Genomic DNA, 15221 nt, shown 5'->3' with positions numbered 1-15221 from the left:
ATGCCTACAGCGAGGCCCAGGTGAACGAGTAGCCGTTGCCGTTGCGGTGGCAGGACTCGGTGATCTTCGTCCACGAGCTGATGTACGTGCGCTGCACTGCCTGGCAGTCGGCGAGAGATCCGCCGGTCCAGTACATCTGCTCGGTGCCAGCGTTCGCGATCGCCGGGGCGGAGACGGCGATGCCGACGGCGAAGAGGGCTGCGGTGATGCTTGAGGCGATTCGACGCATGAGAACTCCTTCGACAGGCCCGGCTGGTCCGGGATGTCGGCGAGCGTAGACCCGCAGATTGGGATGCACGGGCACTGCAGCGCCCGAGCGGGAGGCGGGGAGAACTCCCCTCCCCGCGGTGGCGGGCGACGCGGTGATGCCCTGGACGTTTCCTCCGCGATCCAGCCCGCATTCGCAGCGGACGGTGCTACCCGCCGCTCGTGAACGGGCGGAGCAGCCGACATCCGCTGCACCCCGAATAGGATCGACAGCGTGCATCCCACGCCCTTCCCCACGCTCGCCGCGCACCCGAGGACCCTCCGATGAGGCTCGCCGTGATCGGCGCCGGGCAGATCGTCGCCGACTTCCTCCCCCATGTGGCCGACATCCCCGGGCTTGAGCTCGCCGCGATCTACGGACGACCTCCCCGGCGTGAGCACCTCGAGAAGCTCCAGGCTCAGTTCGGCATCGAACGCGTGCACACGGACCTCGACGAGTGCCTCGCCGACACCTCCATCGACACCGTCTGGGTCGCCGTGCCCAACTCGCTGCACTTCGAGGTGTCCCGCAAAGCGCTCGAGGCGGGGAAGCACGTGATCTGCGAGAAGCCGTTCGTGCTCGAGGAATCGGAGCTGCGGGAGCTGCGCACCCTCGCGACGGAACGCGACCTCATCCTCATCGAGGCCATCACGACGCAGTACCTCGCGAACTACCGGTGGATCACGGAGCACCTCGACCTGGTCGGCAAGGTCAAGCTCATCCAGTCGGACTACTCGCAGTACTCGTCCCGCTACGACGCGTTCCGCGAGGGCACCGTGCTGCCGGCCTTCGACCCCGCGCAGGGCGGCGGCGCGCTCATGGACCTCGGCATCTACGCCATCCACTTCGTCGTCGGGCTGCTCGGCAGACCACAGAACGTGACCTACACCGCGAACGTGCAGCGCGGCGTCGACACGTCCGGCGTGCTGGTCCTCGACTACGGCGACACCACGGCCGTCTGCGTCTGCGCGAAGGACTCTGACGGCCCCATTCGCAGCAAGATCCAAGGGGAGGACGGGTGGATCGTCGTCGACGGCTCACCGAACGTCATGGCCTCGGTGAGCTACGAGACCCGCGGCGGCGCTGCCAAGCAGGTCGACCTCACGAACCACCCGCACCGCATGGTGGAGGAGTTCGTGGCGTTCGAGCGCATCATCCGCGAGCACGACACCGCCCAGCGGGACCGCCGCCTCGACCACAGCGCCGACGTGCTCTTCGTCGTCGCGGCCGCACGCGCGGCCACAGCACCACAGAAGGAGACTGCATGACCACCCCACTTCTACTCGTCGCGAACGCAGGCGAAGGCTCGATCTCGGTGTTCCGCTTCGACGGTGCCTCCCTCACCCGGCTTTCCGTGGCCCCGGGACTCACCGGATGCTCGAACTTCGTCGTCGACGCCGCTCGCGACCTCGTCTACGCCTCGGTGAAGGGCAGCCCGGCAGGCATCGTGACGCTGCGCCTCGACCGCGAGTCCGGCGAGCTCACGGAGGTCTCGCGACGCGATACGCCTCGCGGCGGCCTCAACTACGTCGCCCTCACGAGGGACGGGTCCGTGCTGCTCGGCGCCGCCTACTCGGCGAACTACGGCCTGATCGCGCCGGTCACCGACGGCGAGGTCGGCGAGCCGACGTCGATCGTCGAGCACCGTCACCTGCACTCGGTCGCGGCGAGCGCCGACGGCCGCTTCGCGTACTTCGTCTCGCTCGGCGACGACCTCGTGGGCCAGTACGCGATCACGGACGACCTCGAGCTCGAGCCACTCGACCCCGTTGGGGCGGCAGCCCCCGCAGGCAGCGGCCCGCGGCACATCGTGCTGAACGGCGCGGAGAGCTTTGCCTACGTCATCACCGAGTTCAGCGGCGAGGTGCTGCGCTTCGAGCGCGACCAGGCAACGGGCGTCCTGTCGTTCACCGACGCGGCGAGCTTCGCGGATGCGCTGCAGGGGCTCCAGCCGGGCGCCCTCGGCGGGAACCCCCTTGAGCCCCGCTCGATCTGGGGAGCCGACATCCACTGGGGTGCCGACGAGCAGTACCTGTGGACCTCTGAGCGCACGACGAGCACGCTCGCGCCCCTCAAGGTCTCCGAGGACGGCTCGCTCGAGGACGCGCGCGCGTTCACGGTCACGCAGCAGCAGCCGCGAGGCTTCGCGCTCAGCCCCGACGGACGCTTCCTCGTCGCTGCCGGCGAGGAAGCGACGGAGGTCGCGCTGTACGAAGTCCGCGGCGACCACCTCACCGAGCTGCAGCAGGTCGAGACGGGCAGCGGCGCGAACTGGGTGCGCTGGGCCTGACGCCCGCGCCTGCTGTTAGCGTCGTGCCGTGACCGAGCCGATCATCCGCCCCGCCTCCCCCGCCGACGTCCCGCAGATCCTGGACCTCATCCACGAGCTCGCGATCTACGAGCGCGAACCGGACGCGGTCAAGACCACCGAGGAGCAGCTCCATCGGAGCTTCTTCGGCGAGCACCCTGCCGTGTTCGCGACGGTCGCCGAAGCGCCAGGTGAGGCCGACGCCGATGCCCGGGCGGGTGCTCCGCGCCTGCAGGGCATGGCCCTCTGGTTCCTGAGCTATTCGACGTGGGAGGGCGAGCACGGCATCTGGCTGGAGGACCTCTACGTGCGGGAGGATGCGCGTGGCGGGGGCATCGGGAAGGCGCTGCTGAGCTCGCTTGCGCAGGAGTGCGTCGCGAAGGGGTACCGGCGCCTCGAGTGGTCGGTGCTGAAGTGGAACGAGCCGTCGATCGGGTTCTACACGAGCCTCGGGGCGTTCCCGATGGACGACTGGGACACGTTCCGACTCACGGGCGACCCGCTGCAGGCCCTCGGCCGCTGAGCAGGATCTCCGCGAGCCAGCCCGCGGCCGTCGGCACGGAACCGCGGCGGGTGACGAACGACACGTGCCGCTCCCCCAGGTCCTGCACGGCGGGCCGCAGCACGACGTCGAAGTCGGGGTCGATGGCGGCATCCGTCGAGAGGGCGAAGCCGAGCCCCTCTGCGACGAGGCCGTGGATCATGTACAGGTCGTCGGTGCGCATCAGCTCACGCACCGGGTAGCCGAGCGACTGACCGACTCGGCGCAGCACACGGTCCGAGGCCTCGTCGTTGCTGCGGCTGAACACCCAGGGCACATCCCGCAGGTCGGCGAAGTCGATGCTGTCGCGCGCCGCCCACTCGCTGTCCCGCGCAACCATCACGCGGTACGGCTCCGTGAGCAGCCGCTGCAGCACCAGATCGGGGACGGCAAACGCGGGTTCGACGGACACGTCGAAGATGAGCCCCGCGTGCACCTCGCCGCTGCGCAGCATCCGCACGATCTCGGTCGGCTCCCCCTCGACCACCTCGACGCGCACCGACGTTCGCTTCTGCAGGGCGGCGATCGCGGCGGGCAGCAGGCGCGACCCCATCGACGCGAACGTGCCGACCCGCAGGGTGACGACGCCGGCGTCGCGCTGGTCGGCGACCGTCTGCTCTGCCCGGTCGATGCGCGCGACCGCCTGCGCGATATCTGCGGCGAACGACTCCCCGAGCGGAGTCAGCGACGTGCCACGTCGCCCGCGGACGACGAGCCGGGCGCCGAGGTGCGACTCGAGACTGCGCAGGTGGTGCGTCACCGTCGGCACCCCGTATTGCAGAGCCTTCGCCGCTCCCGTCAGGCTCCCGTGCTCCTGGACGGCGAGGAGCACACGGAACTGCTGCAGGTTCATCACACATAGACCGTATGTCACTGGCGGCAGGATCCTGCTATATCGCCGTCCTGACTTCGTTCCTAACCTGAACCCATGTCCATCCTCTACGCACCCGTCCCGAGCAGCGCCGCTCAAGACGACGACACCACGGCGGCAGCCGACCGGCACATCCCGCGAGCGCAGTTCGAGACCCCGTACGCCGACGCCCTCCGCTCCCTCGCCTCCCACGACTGGCAGCGGATGCACGTGCCAGCGCACCATGCGAAGGCCCTGAACGCGCCCGGCGTGGCGAGCCTCGTGGGTGCCGACGCGCTGACCCTCGACTTCCCCATGCTCTTCAGCGGCGTCGACCAGAAGACGTGGCGCCTCACGACGCCGGGCCGCGTCACCCCGCTCATGCGCGCCCAGGATCTCGCCGCGGATGCGTGGGGTGCGAGTCGCGTCTGGTTCACGACCAACGGCGCATCGGGTGGCAACCATGTCGCGACGACCGTCGTCCGTGGCCTCGGTGCGGAGTTCGCGGTGCAGCGCAGCGTGCACTCGAGCGTCATCGACGGCATCACGCACGCGAACCTCACCCCGCACTTCGTGCACGGGGCCGTCGACTCCGGGCTGGGGGCGGCCCACGGCGTGACCGCGGCGCAGGTCTCCGCGACCCTCGCCGAGCATCCCGAGTCTGCGGCCGTCTACATCGTCACCCCGAGCTACTTCGGCGCCGTCGCCGACGTCGCCGCGATCGCCGACGTCGCGCACCGTCACGGGGTGCCGCTCATCGTCGACGAGGCGTGGGGCTCGCACTTCGGGATGCACCCGGCGCTGCCCACGAACGCGGCCCGGCTGGGCGCCGACCTCGTCATCTCGAGCACCCACAAGGGGGCGGGCTCGCTCACGCAGTCTGCGATGCTGCAGCTCGGGCACGGGCCGCAGGCCCAGCGGCTCGAGTCGCTCGTGGACCGGGTCGTGCGCTCGTACCAGTCGACGAGCTGCAGCGCCCTCCTCCTCGCCTCGCTCGACGAAGCGCGAAGGCACCTCGTGACACGGCCGGACGCGGTCGAAGCGGCCCTCACCTCCGCCCAGCGCATCCGCGGGCTCGTGCACGACGACCGTCGCTACCGGGACGCGACGCCCGACATCCTCGCGAGCCTGGACGCCATCGCGAACGACCCCTTCAAGATCGCCATCGACACGCGCGGCGCCGGCATCACGGGCACGGATGCGCACTACCAGCTGCTGCGCGACCACCGCGTGTACTGCGAGCTCTCGACCCCCTCAGCCCTGCTCGTGCTCGTCGGCGCGACGGCGCGGGTCGACGTCGACCGGCTCTGGGGCGCCCTGCAGGCACTGCCGGAGGCGGAGGTCGAGCCGGTTCGCCCGGTCTCGCTGCCCGCGAGCTGCGAGCGGGCCATGGGCCTCTCGGACGCGTTCTTCAGCGCCGTCGAGACGGTGCCGTACACGGAGGCGGTCGGCCGCATCTCCGCCGACTCCCTGGCCGCGTACCCGCCGGGTGTGCCGAACGTGCTGCCGGGCGAGGTGCTCAGCCAGGAGGTCGTCGACTACCTCAGGCACACGGGGTCAGCCCCCTCCGGATACGTCCGCGGCGCCAACGACCCGGCCCTGACCACGTTCCGCGTGGTCGCCTGACCCTGCGGCCGGCAGCGGCCGCCAGACCTCGATCCCCGTCAACCCAGCAGCCAGCTTCACCATCAAGGCATCAGCACAAAGGAGTGTCATGTCCACGACGACCACCGCGAGCACAACCGCGAAACCTCCGCAGGGCGAGATGCAGCGCGGCCTCAAGAATCGGCACCTGCAGCTCATCGCCATCGGCGGCGCCATCGGGACGGGGCTCTTCCTCGGCTCCGGGAAGCTCATCAGCGTGTCGGGGCCGTCGATCGTCTTCGTCTACATGGTGATCGGGTTCTTCGTCTTCTTCATCATGCGCGCCCTCGGCGAGCTGCTGCTCTCGAACCTGCACTACAAGACGTTCGGCGACATCGCGAAGGACATGCTCGGCCCATGGGCCGGGTTCTTCGTCTCCTGGAACTACTGGTTCTCCTGGGTCATCGCGTGCGTCGCCGACATCGTCGCCATCACCGCGTACGTGCAGTGGTTCAACGCCGACATCCCGAGCTGGCTGCCTGCGCTCGTCGCGGTGGTCGTTCTCACGGTCTTGAATCTGCAGCCCGTGAAGTGGTTCGGCGAGACCGAGTTCTGGTTCGCGATCATCAAGATCGTCGCCATCCTGGGGCTCATCGCCGTGGGGATCGTGCTCATCCTGACCCGGTTCCAGAGCCCCGACGGCGACACCGCGACCCTCTCGAATCTGTGGGAGCACGGCGGGATGTTCCCGATGGGCGCGAGCGGGTTCGTGCTCGGCTTCCAGATGGGCATCTTCTCGTTCATCGGCGTCGAGCTCGTCGGCACGGCCGCCGCGGAGACGGAGAACCCTCGCAAGACGCTGCCGAAGGCCATCAACTCGATCGTCGCACGCATCCTGATCTTCTACGTCGGCGCCCTCATCGTCATCATGAGCGTCACGCCGTGGGACAAGATCGAGCCGGGGAAGAGCCCGTTCGTGTCGACGCTCGCGATCGCCGGCTTCGGCCTCGCGGCGTTCGCGATCCAGCTCGTCGTGCTCAGCTCGGCCGCGTCGAGCGCCAACTCCGGCCTGTACTCGGGGACGCGGATGCTCTTCGGCCTCTCGAAGGATGGGCACGCACCGGAGGCGTTCGCGTCGACCAGCAGGCAGGGCGTGCCGACGAAGGCCGTCTTCTTCACCTGCGTCTTCCTGTTCTCCGCGATCCCGCTGCTCTTCGCGGGCGACGAGGTCATCGCGGCCTTCACGTTCGTCTCGTCGATGTGCGCGACGCTCATCCTCTTCACGTGGGGCTCCATCGTCGTGAGCTACATCGTGTACCTCCGACGCTTCCCTGAGAAGCACCTGGCCTCGAAGTTCAAGATGCCGATGGCACGCGTCGCGCCCTGGCTGGTGCTCGCGTTCTTCGCCTTCATCGCCGGCACGCTCATCTACGGCGACGACACGCGCCTGCCGTTCCTCGCGGCTCCCGTCTGGTTCCTCATCCTCACCGTGCTCTGGCAGCTGCGGAAGCGCAAGCTGCAGCGGGAGGGGCGCCCGCTCACGGCTTCGATCCCGACCATCGCGCATCCGCTCGACGAGACTCAGTAGCGCGGCTCAGCACGAACGCAGCACCCTTCGGGCCGCGCCGAGCGCCTGGTCCGCGCCGACCGCGAGCAGGGCGGGGTCGGGTTCGCTGGCGAACGCGTCGCCGCGGCGGAGACGCGCATCGGTGAGCACGACGTGCGGTCCGGGCGGCGGCCCCCACTCCTCGGGCGGGGCCGGCCCGAAGATCACGACGGACGGGGTTCCGTAGGCGGATGCGAGGTGCGCGGCCCCCGTGTCGGCCGTCACGACGACGGCGGCCGCCGCGATCGTGGCGGCGAAGCCGGTGAGGTCGAGGCTGCCGGCGAGCACGGCGGTGGCGTCGAGGCCAGCGGCCGCGGCGACGGCCCGAGCTCTGGGCAGATCGCGACCGCCGTCCCCCGTGACGACGACGCGCAACCCGTCCGCCGTGAGCGCCTTCGCGACCGCGGCGAAGCGTTCCACAGGCCACTGGCGTGACCCGTAGAAGGCCCCGACGTGCACGACCGCCGCCCCGAGGACCGGCGGGGGCGCGGCCGGCACGAGGATGCCGACGTCGTCCGGGTCGGCAGCTGCGCCGAACGCGTTCACGAGGCGCGCCCACCGGTGCCGCTCCAGCACTCCGTCCTGCCATCCGGGGCCCGCGTCGGCCTCGAGACCGGCGGTCGGATCGGCGGGCGCGCCGTGGACGATCCGACGGCGGGGCTGGAGTGCGGAGATGATGCGGCGGCTCTCGAGCCCGTTGCCGTGCAGGTTCGCGGCGACATCGACCGTGCCTGGCGGGAGAGGAAGCAGATCATCGAGCCCCGGGGTCGGCAGGTGCGCGTCGACCGCTGGGATCAGCTCGAGCACGGGGGCGAGCCAGGCCGGGCCCGCGTAGACGAGCTCGTGGCCTGGATGTGCGCGCTTGAGAGCCTTCAGGGCCGGCACGGCGACGAGCAGATCACCGAGCTTCAGCGCCCGCAGGGCCAGAAGGGTGGGCGGCCGGCCGCTGTCGCGCCGGGCTGCTGGCTCCGCGAATGTGCGCATCCGACGATTCTGCATACGCGAACGGACGACGGCTGTGAGGAATCTTCAGGCTTCGTGTGTCTACTACTCCGGAACCCGTTCCGTGCAGAGGAGGCCCCGTGCCAGATCCGGTTCCGCTTCGAGCGGTGCTCTTCGACCGCGACGCGACGCTGGTCGTCGACATTCCCTACAACGGTGATCCGTCGCTCGTGCAGCCGATGCCGACGGCCCTCGACGCTGTTGCTCGGGTTCGCGAGGCGGGTCTGCGCGTCGGGGTCGTCAGCAATCAGTCGGGCGTCGCCCGAGGACTGCTCACCGAGGCGCAGGTGCAGGCCGTCAACGCCAGGGTCGACGAGCTGTTCGGCGGATTCGACGTGTGGCGGTACTGCCCGCACGGTCCTGAGGATGGCTGCGAGTGCCGGAAGCCGAAGCCCGGGATGGTGCGCTCGGCCGCGGCTGCGCTCGGCCTCGAGGCGAGCGAGGTGGCCGTCGTCGGCGACATCGCCGCTGACCTGGCTGCCGCGCACGCGGCGGGAGCACGGTCGGTGCTCGTCCCGACCCCGGCGACTCGCCCGGAGGAGGTCGCCGCTGCACCGTCCGTCTCCGGCACCCTCGCCGACGCCGTCGAACTGCTGCTGGCGGGCGGCGCACCGTTGCCCGCCCGCGCGAGCGATGAGCGGAGTGAGGGCTGATGCGTCGGGTGCTCGTCGCGCGGCTCGACAGCATGGGGGATGTGCTGCTCGGCGGCCCCGCCGTGCGCGCCGTGGCGAGCCAGGCACCGGTCGTCATGCTGTGCGGCCCGAGGGGCGCCGACGCCGCCCGGATGCTGCCGGGCGTGGAGCGCGTGCTGGTCTGGGATGCGCCGTGGATCTCCAACCCCGCGCCGACCACGGACGAGGAGCATCTGGCTGAGCTGCTGCGCCTCGTGCGAGCGGCGGACGTCGACGAGGCCGTGATCCTCACGTCCTTCCACCAGTCCCCGCTGCCCCTTGCCCTCGCGCTCCGCCTCGCGGGCGTGGCTCGGATCGCCGGCGCCTCCGTGGACTACCCGGGGTCGCTCCTCGACGTTCGCCTCCGGCCGGGTGAGGACCTCCCCGAGGACATCCCGGAGCCCGAGCGGGCGCTCGCCATCGCCGCAGCCGCGGGCTTCCCGCTGCCGGAGCGCGACGACGCCCGGATGCGCGTCCGCGACGTCCCGGACATGACCGACGTCCTGGGTCGGGAACCCTTCGTCGTCCTGCATCCGGGCGCCGCGGTCCCAGCCAGGACCTGGCCGGTCGAGCGGTATGCGGAGACCGCCGCGGCCCTCGCCGCGCAGGGCACGCGAGTGGTGCTCACGGGGTCCTCGGCGGAACGCGGGCTGACCTCCCGAATCCGCGCCGCCGCCCCCGGGGCCCTCGACCTGGCGGGACGCTGCGATCTTCCTCAGCTCGCCGGCGTCCTCGCGGCGGCGCAGGTCGTCGTCGTCGGCAACACCGGCCCGGCGCACCTCGCGGTCGCCGTGGGGACACCCATCGTGAGTCTCTTCGCACCGGTGGTGCCGAGCATCCGCTGGGGCCCCTACCTGGTGCCCTCCGTCGTGCTCGGCGACCAGGATGCGCCGTGCCGAAACTCCCGCGCCAGGGAGTGCCCGATACCCGGCCACCCGTGCCTGACAGGGGTCAGTGCAGCGGAAGTTCTCCGATCTGTCAACCACCTTTCTGGAGAAGGAGGAGCAGCAAGACTTCGAAGATGAGGATTCTCGTCTGGTACATGCATGGCGGGTGGGCGAACGGCTTCCTGTCGGGCGCGCACGAGTACCTGGTGCCGGTCGCTCCCGGCCAGGAGCCGCCGCCGCTGCCCGCACACGCGCGCGCGGTCCCCCTCGCCCTGCTGCGTGAGGAACACGTCGACATCGTCGTGCTGCAGCGACTCGAGGAGTTCGGGCTGGTCATCGAGCATCTCGGGCGCACCCCCGGCCACGACATCCCGGCGGTCTTCGTGGAGCACAACACTCCGAAGATGTTCCCGGTCACCGAGCGGCATCCCCTCGCCGACGACGCGGTGACGATCGTGCACGTCACGCACTTCAACGACCTCGTCTGGGACTGCGGGCCGGCCGCGACGCGGGTCATCGAGCACGGGGTGCCCGACCCCGGTCACCGCTACACCGGTGAGCTGCCCGCGCTCGGCGTCGTCATCAACGAGCCAGTGCGCCGCTGGCGGGTGACGGGCACCGACCTGCTGCCCTCGTTCGCGGAGGTCGCGCCCGTCGACGCCTTCGGCATCGCCGCGGACCTGCTGCCCGCAGCGTTGCCCGGCAGCGCGATTCGAGCGGTCGGCGACCTGCCGACGGCGCGGATGCACGCGGAGCTCGCCCGCAGGCGCGCCTACCTGCATCCGTTCCGCTGGACCTCACTCGGCCTCTCCCTGCTCGAGGCGATGCACCTGGGGATGCCCGTGCTCGCCCTCGCCACCACGGAGGCGCACCGGGCCGTGCCGCCGGAGGCTGGCGCCATCTCGACGGACATCGGCGAGCTCCGCACGGCAGCCGTCCGGCTCATCGAGGACCCGGAGGAGGCGAGGCGCCGCGGTTCGAACGCCCGAGCATTCGTGCTCGAGCACTTCGGCCTGCAGCGCTTCCTCGACGCGTGGGATGCGCTGCTCCACGACGAGCTCGACGCGTTCGCGGCCAGACGCAACCGCACCGCGAACCACAGCAACCAGGCACACCACAGAAGCGAAGGAGCGAACCGATGAAGATTTCCATGATCTCCGAGCACGCGAGCCCGCTGGCCACCCCCGGCAGCGTCGACGCGGGCGGACAGAACGTGCACGTCGCGGCGCTCTCGCGAGCACTCGCGAGACGCGGCCACGCGGTGACGGTGTACACGCGACGCGACGACGAGGCCCTCCCCGAGCGGGTGCAGCTCGACGCCGGCGTCGAGGTCGTCCACGTGCCCGCCGGGCCCGCGGCGCGCATCCCGAAGGATGACCTGCTGCCGTACATGCCCGAGCTGGCGGCCGGTGTCGCCGCGGACTGGGCGGCGAACGGCCCGCCGGACGTCGTGCACGGCCACTTCTGGATGTCAGGTCTCGCCGCCGCCGACGCGGCCCGCGCATCCGCGTCCCCGCCCGCGGTGCTGCAGACGTTCCACGCGCTGGGCACGGTGAAGCGACGGCACCAGGGGGCGGCGGACACGAGCCCGCCGCAGCGCGCCTGGCTGGAACCACGCGTCGGTCGCGAAGTGGACATGGTCGTCGCCACCTGCGCTGACGAGGTCGACGAACTGACCGCGATGGGTGTGAGGCGCGACCGCGTCCGGATCGCGCCCTGCGGTGTGGACCTGGACGAGTTCACCCTGGACGGCCCCGTCGACCGGCGCGGTGCGGCGCTGCGCATCCTCAGCATCGGCAGGCTCGTGCCGCGCAAGGACGTGGAGCTCGTCATCCGGGCGATGACGCTGCTCCCGAAGCGCGGGGTGACGGACGTGGAGCTCGTCGTCGTCGGCGCCTCCGGCGCGGGCGTGACTCCCGACCCGGAGGTCGAGCGTCTTCGCAAGGTCGCCAGTCAGCTGGGCGTCGCCGACCGGGTCCGCTTCCGCGGGCAGGTGCCGCGGAAGGACGTGCCCTCGCTGCTGCGATCTGCGGACGTGGTGGCGTGCACGCCCTGGTACGAGCCGTTCGGGATCGTGCCGCTCGAGAGCATGGCGTGCGGTGCGCCCGTCGTTGCGGCGCGTGTCGGCGGGTTGGCGGATACGGTCGTCGACGGGTCCACTGGGCTCCTCGTGCGGCCACGCGACGAGCGCGCGCTCGCCGATGGACTCGTGAAGCTCCTCACCGACGCTGCGCTGCGCGCCTCCATGGGCAGAGCCGGGCGGGCGAGGGTCGAGACCCGGTACACGTGGGACCGGGTCGCGGCGACGACCGAGCAGATCTACGCGGAGACGATGGCGCTGGCCAGCCAGCGGTCGCAGCAGCTCGCAGGGGCCGCCTCGTGACCGCCGTCGGCGCGCGGGTCGCGAACGCGGAGACGGGAACCGAGGCGCAGACCGTCGCGGGGACCGTCGACCGTCAGCTGGCGCGACCCGGCGAGGTGGTCCGCGAGCACCTGCGCGGCCTGCGCGACGCCGCCCACGCCACCGAGCTGCACGCCGAGCACCTCGAGCAGTGGGGGCTCGAGCTCGCGCGGCGACTCCGGCGCGGCCACCGCCTGCTCGTGGCCGGGAACGGCGGCTCGGCTGCGGAGGCGCAGCATCTGACCGCTGAGCTGGTCGGCAGGTACCGCGGCGACCGGCAGGCGTTCTCGGCGATCGCGTTGAGCGCCGAGACGTCCAGCCTGACGGCGCTCGGCAACGACTACGGCTACGCGCAGGTGTTCGCCAGGCAGGTGCAGGCCCATGCCCGCTCGGGCGATCTCCTCCTGCTGCTGTCGACCAGCGGGTCGAGCGAGAACCTGCTGCGCGCGGCGTCGGCCGCCCGAGACATCGGCGCCACCTCCTGGGCGCTCACCGGGGCCGGGCCGAACCCCCTCACCGAGGTCGCCGACGACGCGATCTGCCTGGATGCGCCGTCTCCCCACGTGCAGGAGTGCCAGCTCGCCGCCATCCACGCCCTGTGCGAGGTCTTCGATGGCGTCGTGCGCGGCCAGGAGGAACGGAGGGGCACCCGATGAGGATCACCGTGGTCGGTGACACGCTCCTCGACGAGGACCTCGATGGTTCCGCGACGCGGCTCGCTCCGGACGCTCCGGTTCCCGTGGTGCAGCTCGACAGCCGCACGCACCGGGCCGGAGGTGCCGGCCTCGTGGCCACGCTGCTCGCCGCCGACGGGCACGAGGTCGAGCTCGTCACGGTGCTCGCCGATGACACGGCGGCCCGCACCCTGCGGGCAGCGCTCGCGGGGGTACGCGTCGTCGCAGGCCCATCGAACGCGCCGACGCCCGTCAAGACGCGCCTCCATGCCGCCGGGCATGCGCTCGCGCGCATCGACGACGGCTGCGCTCCCCCGCCACCGGTCGCGGCGAGCCCGGAGATGCTCGCCGCCATCGCCGCCGCCGATACCGTCCTCGTCGCCGATTACGGCCGCGGCGTGACACGCTGCCCGGAGATCCGGGCAGCCCTGGACTCCGTCGCAGGGCGGGCCCCGCTCGTCTGGGATCCGCATCCACGCGGCGAACGGCCCGTCGCCGCAGCGACCCTCGTCACCCCGAACCTCGCCGAGGCGAGCGGCCTCACCGGGCAGACCGACCCCGCCGTCGCCGCCGCGCAGCTGCTCGAGCGGTGGGGATGCGACGCCGTTGCCGTCACCCTCGGGGAGCGCGGGGCGCTCCTCGCACGTTCCGACGACGGCACCGGGGAGGCAAGGCAGCCGGTGGTCCTGCCTGCGGAACCGGTGCAGGCCGCGGACACGTGCGGTGCAGGTGACCGGTTCGCGGCCACTGCGGTGACGCGGATCGCAGCCGGCGACGACCTCGAGGATGCGGTTCGCGCGGCCATCGACACGGCCGGCGCGTTCCTGCGTGCTGGCGGCGTCGCATCCGTCGTCCGACCCGATCCGCACCCCTCCCAGCTTCCGGGCGGCGCTGCCGAGGAGCTGATCGCGTCGGTGCGCGCCCGAGGCGGCACGGTCGTCGCGACCGGTGGATGCTTCGATCTGCTCCACGCCGGGCACGTGCGCACCCTCGAGACGGCGCGCGGGCTCGGCGACTGCCTCATCGTGTGCCTGAACTCGGACGACTCGGTGCGCCGCCTGAAGGGCGAGCAGCGACCGATCATCGGCGAAGCCGACCGCGTCGAGCTGCTCAGCGCGCTGCGCATGGTCGACGCGGTCGTCGTCTTCGAGGAGGACAGCCCGGAGACGCTCCTGGCACGCCTGCGCCCGGATGTCTGGGTGAAGGGCGGCGACTACAGCGTGGACGCCCTCCCCGAGACGAAGCTCCTCGCCGAGTGGGGTGGGCGCACGGTCACGGTTCCCTTCCACCTCGGGCACTCGACGACGTCGCTCGCCGCGGCGCTCGCGGCCGTCGGCTGATCAGGCGCTCCCTTCCCGCTCGACCCATTCCATTAATGAAGTCCACGATCAAAGGAGGAATCTCCATGCCAGCAACTCCCCTTCGCCCCGTCGGGCGTGTGCTCATCACGGGTGGCGCGTCCGGCCTGGGTGCCGCCGTCGCCGACGCGGTCGCCGAGGCCGGCGGTACGCCCATCGTGCTCGATCTCGACACTGGCGGCGTCGCGTCCGGTGTGCTCGCCCGCGACGTCGACGTCACCGACCGGCCTGCCGTCGAGCGCGCGGTGATCGAGGTCGCGGAAGAGCTCGGCGGTCTGGATGCGGTGGTCACGGCCGCGGGCATCGACCGGCCGGCGAAGCTCGAGGAACTGAGCGGCGAGGAGTGGGAGAAGATCGTCGCCGTCAACCTGTTCGGCACGGTCTCGACGGTGCGCGCGGCCCTGCCGTACCTGGAGGCGTCGCACGGCCGCGTCGTCACGGTGGCCTCGTCGCTCGCGCTGCGTCCGCTGTCGGACGCGACGGCCTACTCGGCGTCGAAGTTCGCGGTGCTTGGCTTCTCGCGCGCCCTCGCCGCGGAGACGCGGGGCAGGCTCGGGGTCACGACCCTCATCCCGGCAGGCATGCGCACGAAGTTCTTCGACGGACGCACGGAGCAGTACAAGCCGGGCCCGGATGCGCAGCTGAACGACCCGGCCGACGTCGCCCGGTCGGTCGTGTTCGTGCTGCAGCAGCCGCAAGGCGTGGAGGTGCGGGAGCTCGCGATCTTCCCCGAGGAGGAGCCGAGCTGGCCGTAGCGGGATGCACTCAGGTGCGATCCCGGGCGACTCGCGCTGCCGTCCTCAGCCGCCGAGCACTCACCGGCTGACAGACCGAGCACAGTGGGTCGCATGACAACATTGTCCCGTTCGCAGTCCCGCAAGCTTCCCCGGTGGGAGAGGCAACCGGCTCGAATGGCAGCGAAGCTCCAAACGGGCGGCCTGCCGAAACGACTTCTCAGATCGGAAATCACGTCATGAGCGACATCCGCCACCCCAAGTCCGTGCCCCGAATGATCTGGGTGGGCCTCGCTGCCGTCGCCTTCTACGTTCTCCTCGCGGCAGTCGGAGGCAACCTGCTGAGCGTGTTCGCGGA

At 71.2% G+C, this 15221-nt stretch carries 15 protein-coding genes; 12 read left to right on the top strand and 3 right to left on the bottom strand.

Features of this window, described 5'->3' with window-relative positions:
* Positions 1-4: 4 nt before the first annotated feature.
* Complete coding sequence (locus F8O03_RS00075) at positions 5-229, bottom strand: hypothetical protein (protein WP_104254665.1); 225 nt, start codon at positions 227-229, stop codon at positions 5-7.
* A 302-nt stretch (positions 230-531) separates the two neighbouring features.
* Between F8O03_RS00075 and F8O03_RS00070 the strand changes: the two genes are divergently transcribed.
* From F8O03_RS00070 to F8O03_RS00060, 3 genes are read left to right on the top strand one after another with little or no spacing between them, the layout of a single operon-like run.
* The gene (locus F8O03_RS00070) at positions 532-1515 is read left to right on the top strand and encodes a Gfo/Idh/MocA family protein (RefSeq protein ID WP_151421857.1); all 984 of its coding nucleotides are present in this window, start codon (positions 532-534) and stop codon (positions 1513-1515) included.
* Positions 1512-2537, top strand: a complete 1026-nt coding sequence (locus F8O03_RS00065; RefSeq protein ID WP_151421856.1) for a lactonase family protein — start codon at positions 1512-1514, stop codon at positions 2535-2537. Before F8O03_RS00070 ends, F8O03_RS00065 begins: the two co-directional genes overlap by 4 nt.
* 28 nt (positions 2538-2565) lie before the next feature.
* Positions 2566-3078 carry a GNAT family N-acetyltransferase gene (locus tag F8O03_RS00060; protein WP_151421855.1) on the top strand — a complete coding sequence of 171 codons (513 nt, stop codon included), beginning with the start codon at positions 2566-2568 and terminating at the stop codon, positions 3076-3078.
* Here F8O03_RS00060 and F8O03_RS00055 read toward each other — a convergent pair.
* Positions 3044-3949 (bottom strand): LysR family transcriptional regulator, encoded by a 906-nt coding sequence (locus F8O03_RS00055; protein ID WP_151421854.1) that lies wholly within the window; start codon positions 3947-3949, stop codon positions 3044-3046. The two genes, F8O03_RS00060 and F8O03_RS00055, sit on opposite strands and share 35 nt — an antisense overlap.
* A 75-nt stretch (positions 3950-4024) precedes the next feature.
* Between F8O03_RS00055 and F8O03_RS00050 the strand changes: the two genes are divergently transcribed.
* A complete protein-coding gene (locus F8O03_RS00050) occupies positions 4025-5572 on the top strand; it encodes an aminotransferase class I/II-fold pyridoxal phosphate-dependent enzyme (RefSeq protein ID WP_151421853.1) in 1548 nt (515 codons plus the stop codon).
* Between the two features lie 88 nt (positions 5573-5660).
* Complete coding sequence (locus F8O03_RS00045) at positions 5661-7118, top strand: amino acid permease (protein WP_151421852.1); 1458 nt, start codon at positions 5661-5663, stop codon at positions 7116-7118.
* A gap of 6 nt (positions 7119-7124) precedes the next feature.
* On the opposite strand, the gene F8O03_RS00040 is transcribed toward F8O03_RS00045, so the two are convergent.
* A complete protein-coding gene (locus F8O03_RS00040; protein WP_151421851.1) occupies positions 7125-8120 on the bottom strand; it encodes a glycosyltransferase family 9 protein in 996 nt (331 codons plus the stop codon).
* A gap of 98 nt (positions 8121-8218) precedes the next feature.
* Between F8O03_RS00040 and F8O03_RS00035 the strand changes: the two genes are divergently transcribed.
* From F8O03_RS00035 to F8O03_RS00005, 7 genes are all read left to right on the top strand, one after another.
* Positions 8219-8791 carry a D-glycero-alpha-D-manno-heptose-1,7-bisphosphate 7-phosphatase gene (locus F8O03_RS00035; protein WP_244295753.1) on the top strand — a complete coding sequence of 191 codons (573 nt, stop codon included), beginning with the start codon at positions 8219-8221 and terminating at the stop codon, positions 8789-8791.
* A complete protein-coding gene (locus F8O03_RS00030) occupies positions 8791-9834 on the top strand; it encodes a glycosyltransferase family 9 protein (RefSeq protein ID WP_151421850.1) in 1044 nt (347 codons plus the stop codon). The genes F8O03_RS00035 and F8O03_RS00030 overlap by 1 nt, the downstream gene beginning before the upstream one ends.
* Positions 9831-10838 carry a glycosyltransferase gene (locus tag F8O03_RS00025; RefSeq protein ID WP_151421849.1) on the top strand — a complete coding sequence of 336 codons (1008 nt, stop codon included), beginning with the start codon at positions 9831-9833 and terminating at the stop codon, positions 10836-10838. Before F8O03_RS00030 ends, F8O03_RS00025 begins: the two co-directional genes overlap by 4 nt.
* Entirely contained in the window at positions 10835-12079 is a 1245-nt protein-coding gene (locus F8O03_RS00020; protein WP_151421848.1) for a glycosyltransferase, read from the top strand. The genes F8O03_RS00025 and F8O03_RS00020 overlap by 4 nt, the downstream gene beginning before the upstream one ends.
* Positions 12076-12753 carry a D-sedoheptulose-7-phosphate isomerase gene (locus F8O03_RS00015; RefSeq protein WP_244295750.1) on the top strand — a complete coding sequence of 226 codons (678 nt, stop codon included), beginning with the start codon at positions 12076-12078 and terminating at the stop codon, positions 12751-12753. The genes F8O03_RS00020 and F8O03_RS00015 overlap by 4 nt, the downstream gene beginning before the upstream one ends.
* The gene (gene rfaE2 / locus F8O03_RS00010) at positions 12750-14111 is read left to right on the top strand and encodes a D-glycero-beta-D-manno-heptose 1-phosphate adenylyltransferase (RefSeq protein WP_151421847.1); all 1362 of its coding nucleotides are present in this window, start codon (positions 12750-12752) and stop codon (positions 14109-14111) included. The genes F8O03_RS00015 and rfaE2 overlap by 4 nt, the downstream gene beginning before the upstream one ends.
* 65 nt (positions 14112-14176) lie before the next feature.
* On the top strand, positions 14177-14884 hold the full coding sequence (locus tag F8O03_RS00005) for an SDR family oxidoreductase (RefSeq protein WP_151421846.1): 708 nt from the start codon (positions 14177-14179) through the stop codon (positions 14882-14884).
* Positions 14885-15221 lie beyond the last annotated feature (337 nt).

Origin of the sequence: Pseudoclavibacter terrae (genome assembly GCF_008831075.1) — a bacterium.
GTDB lineage: Bacteria > Actinomycetota > Actinomycetes > Actinomycetales > Microbacteriaceae > Pseudoclavibacter > Pseudoclavibacter terrae.
This window is presented reverse-complemented; position numbering and strand designations above follow the sequence as displayed.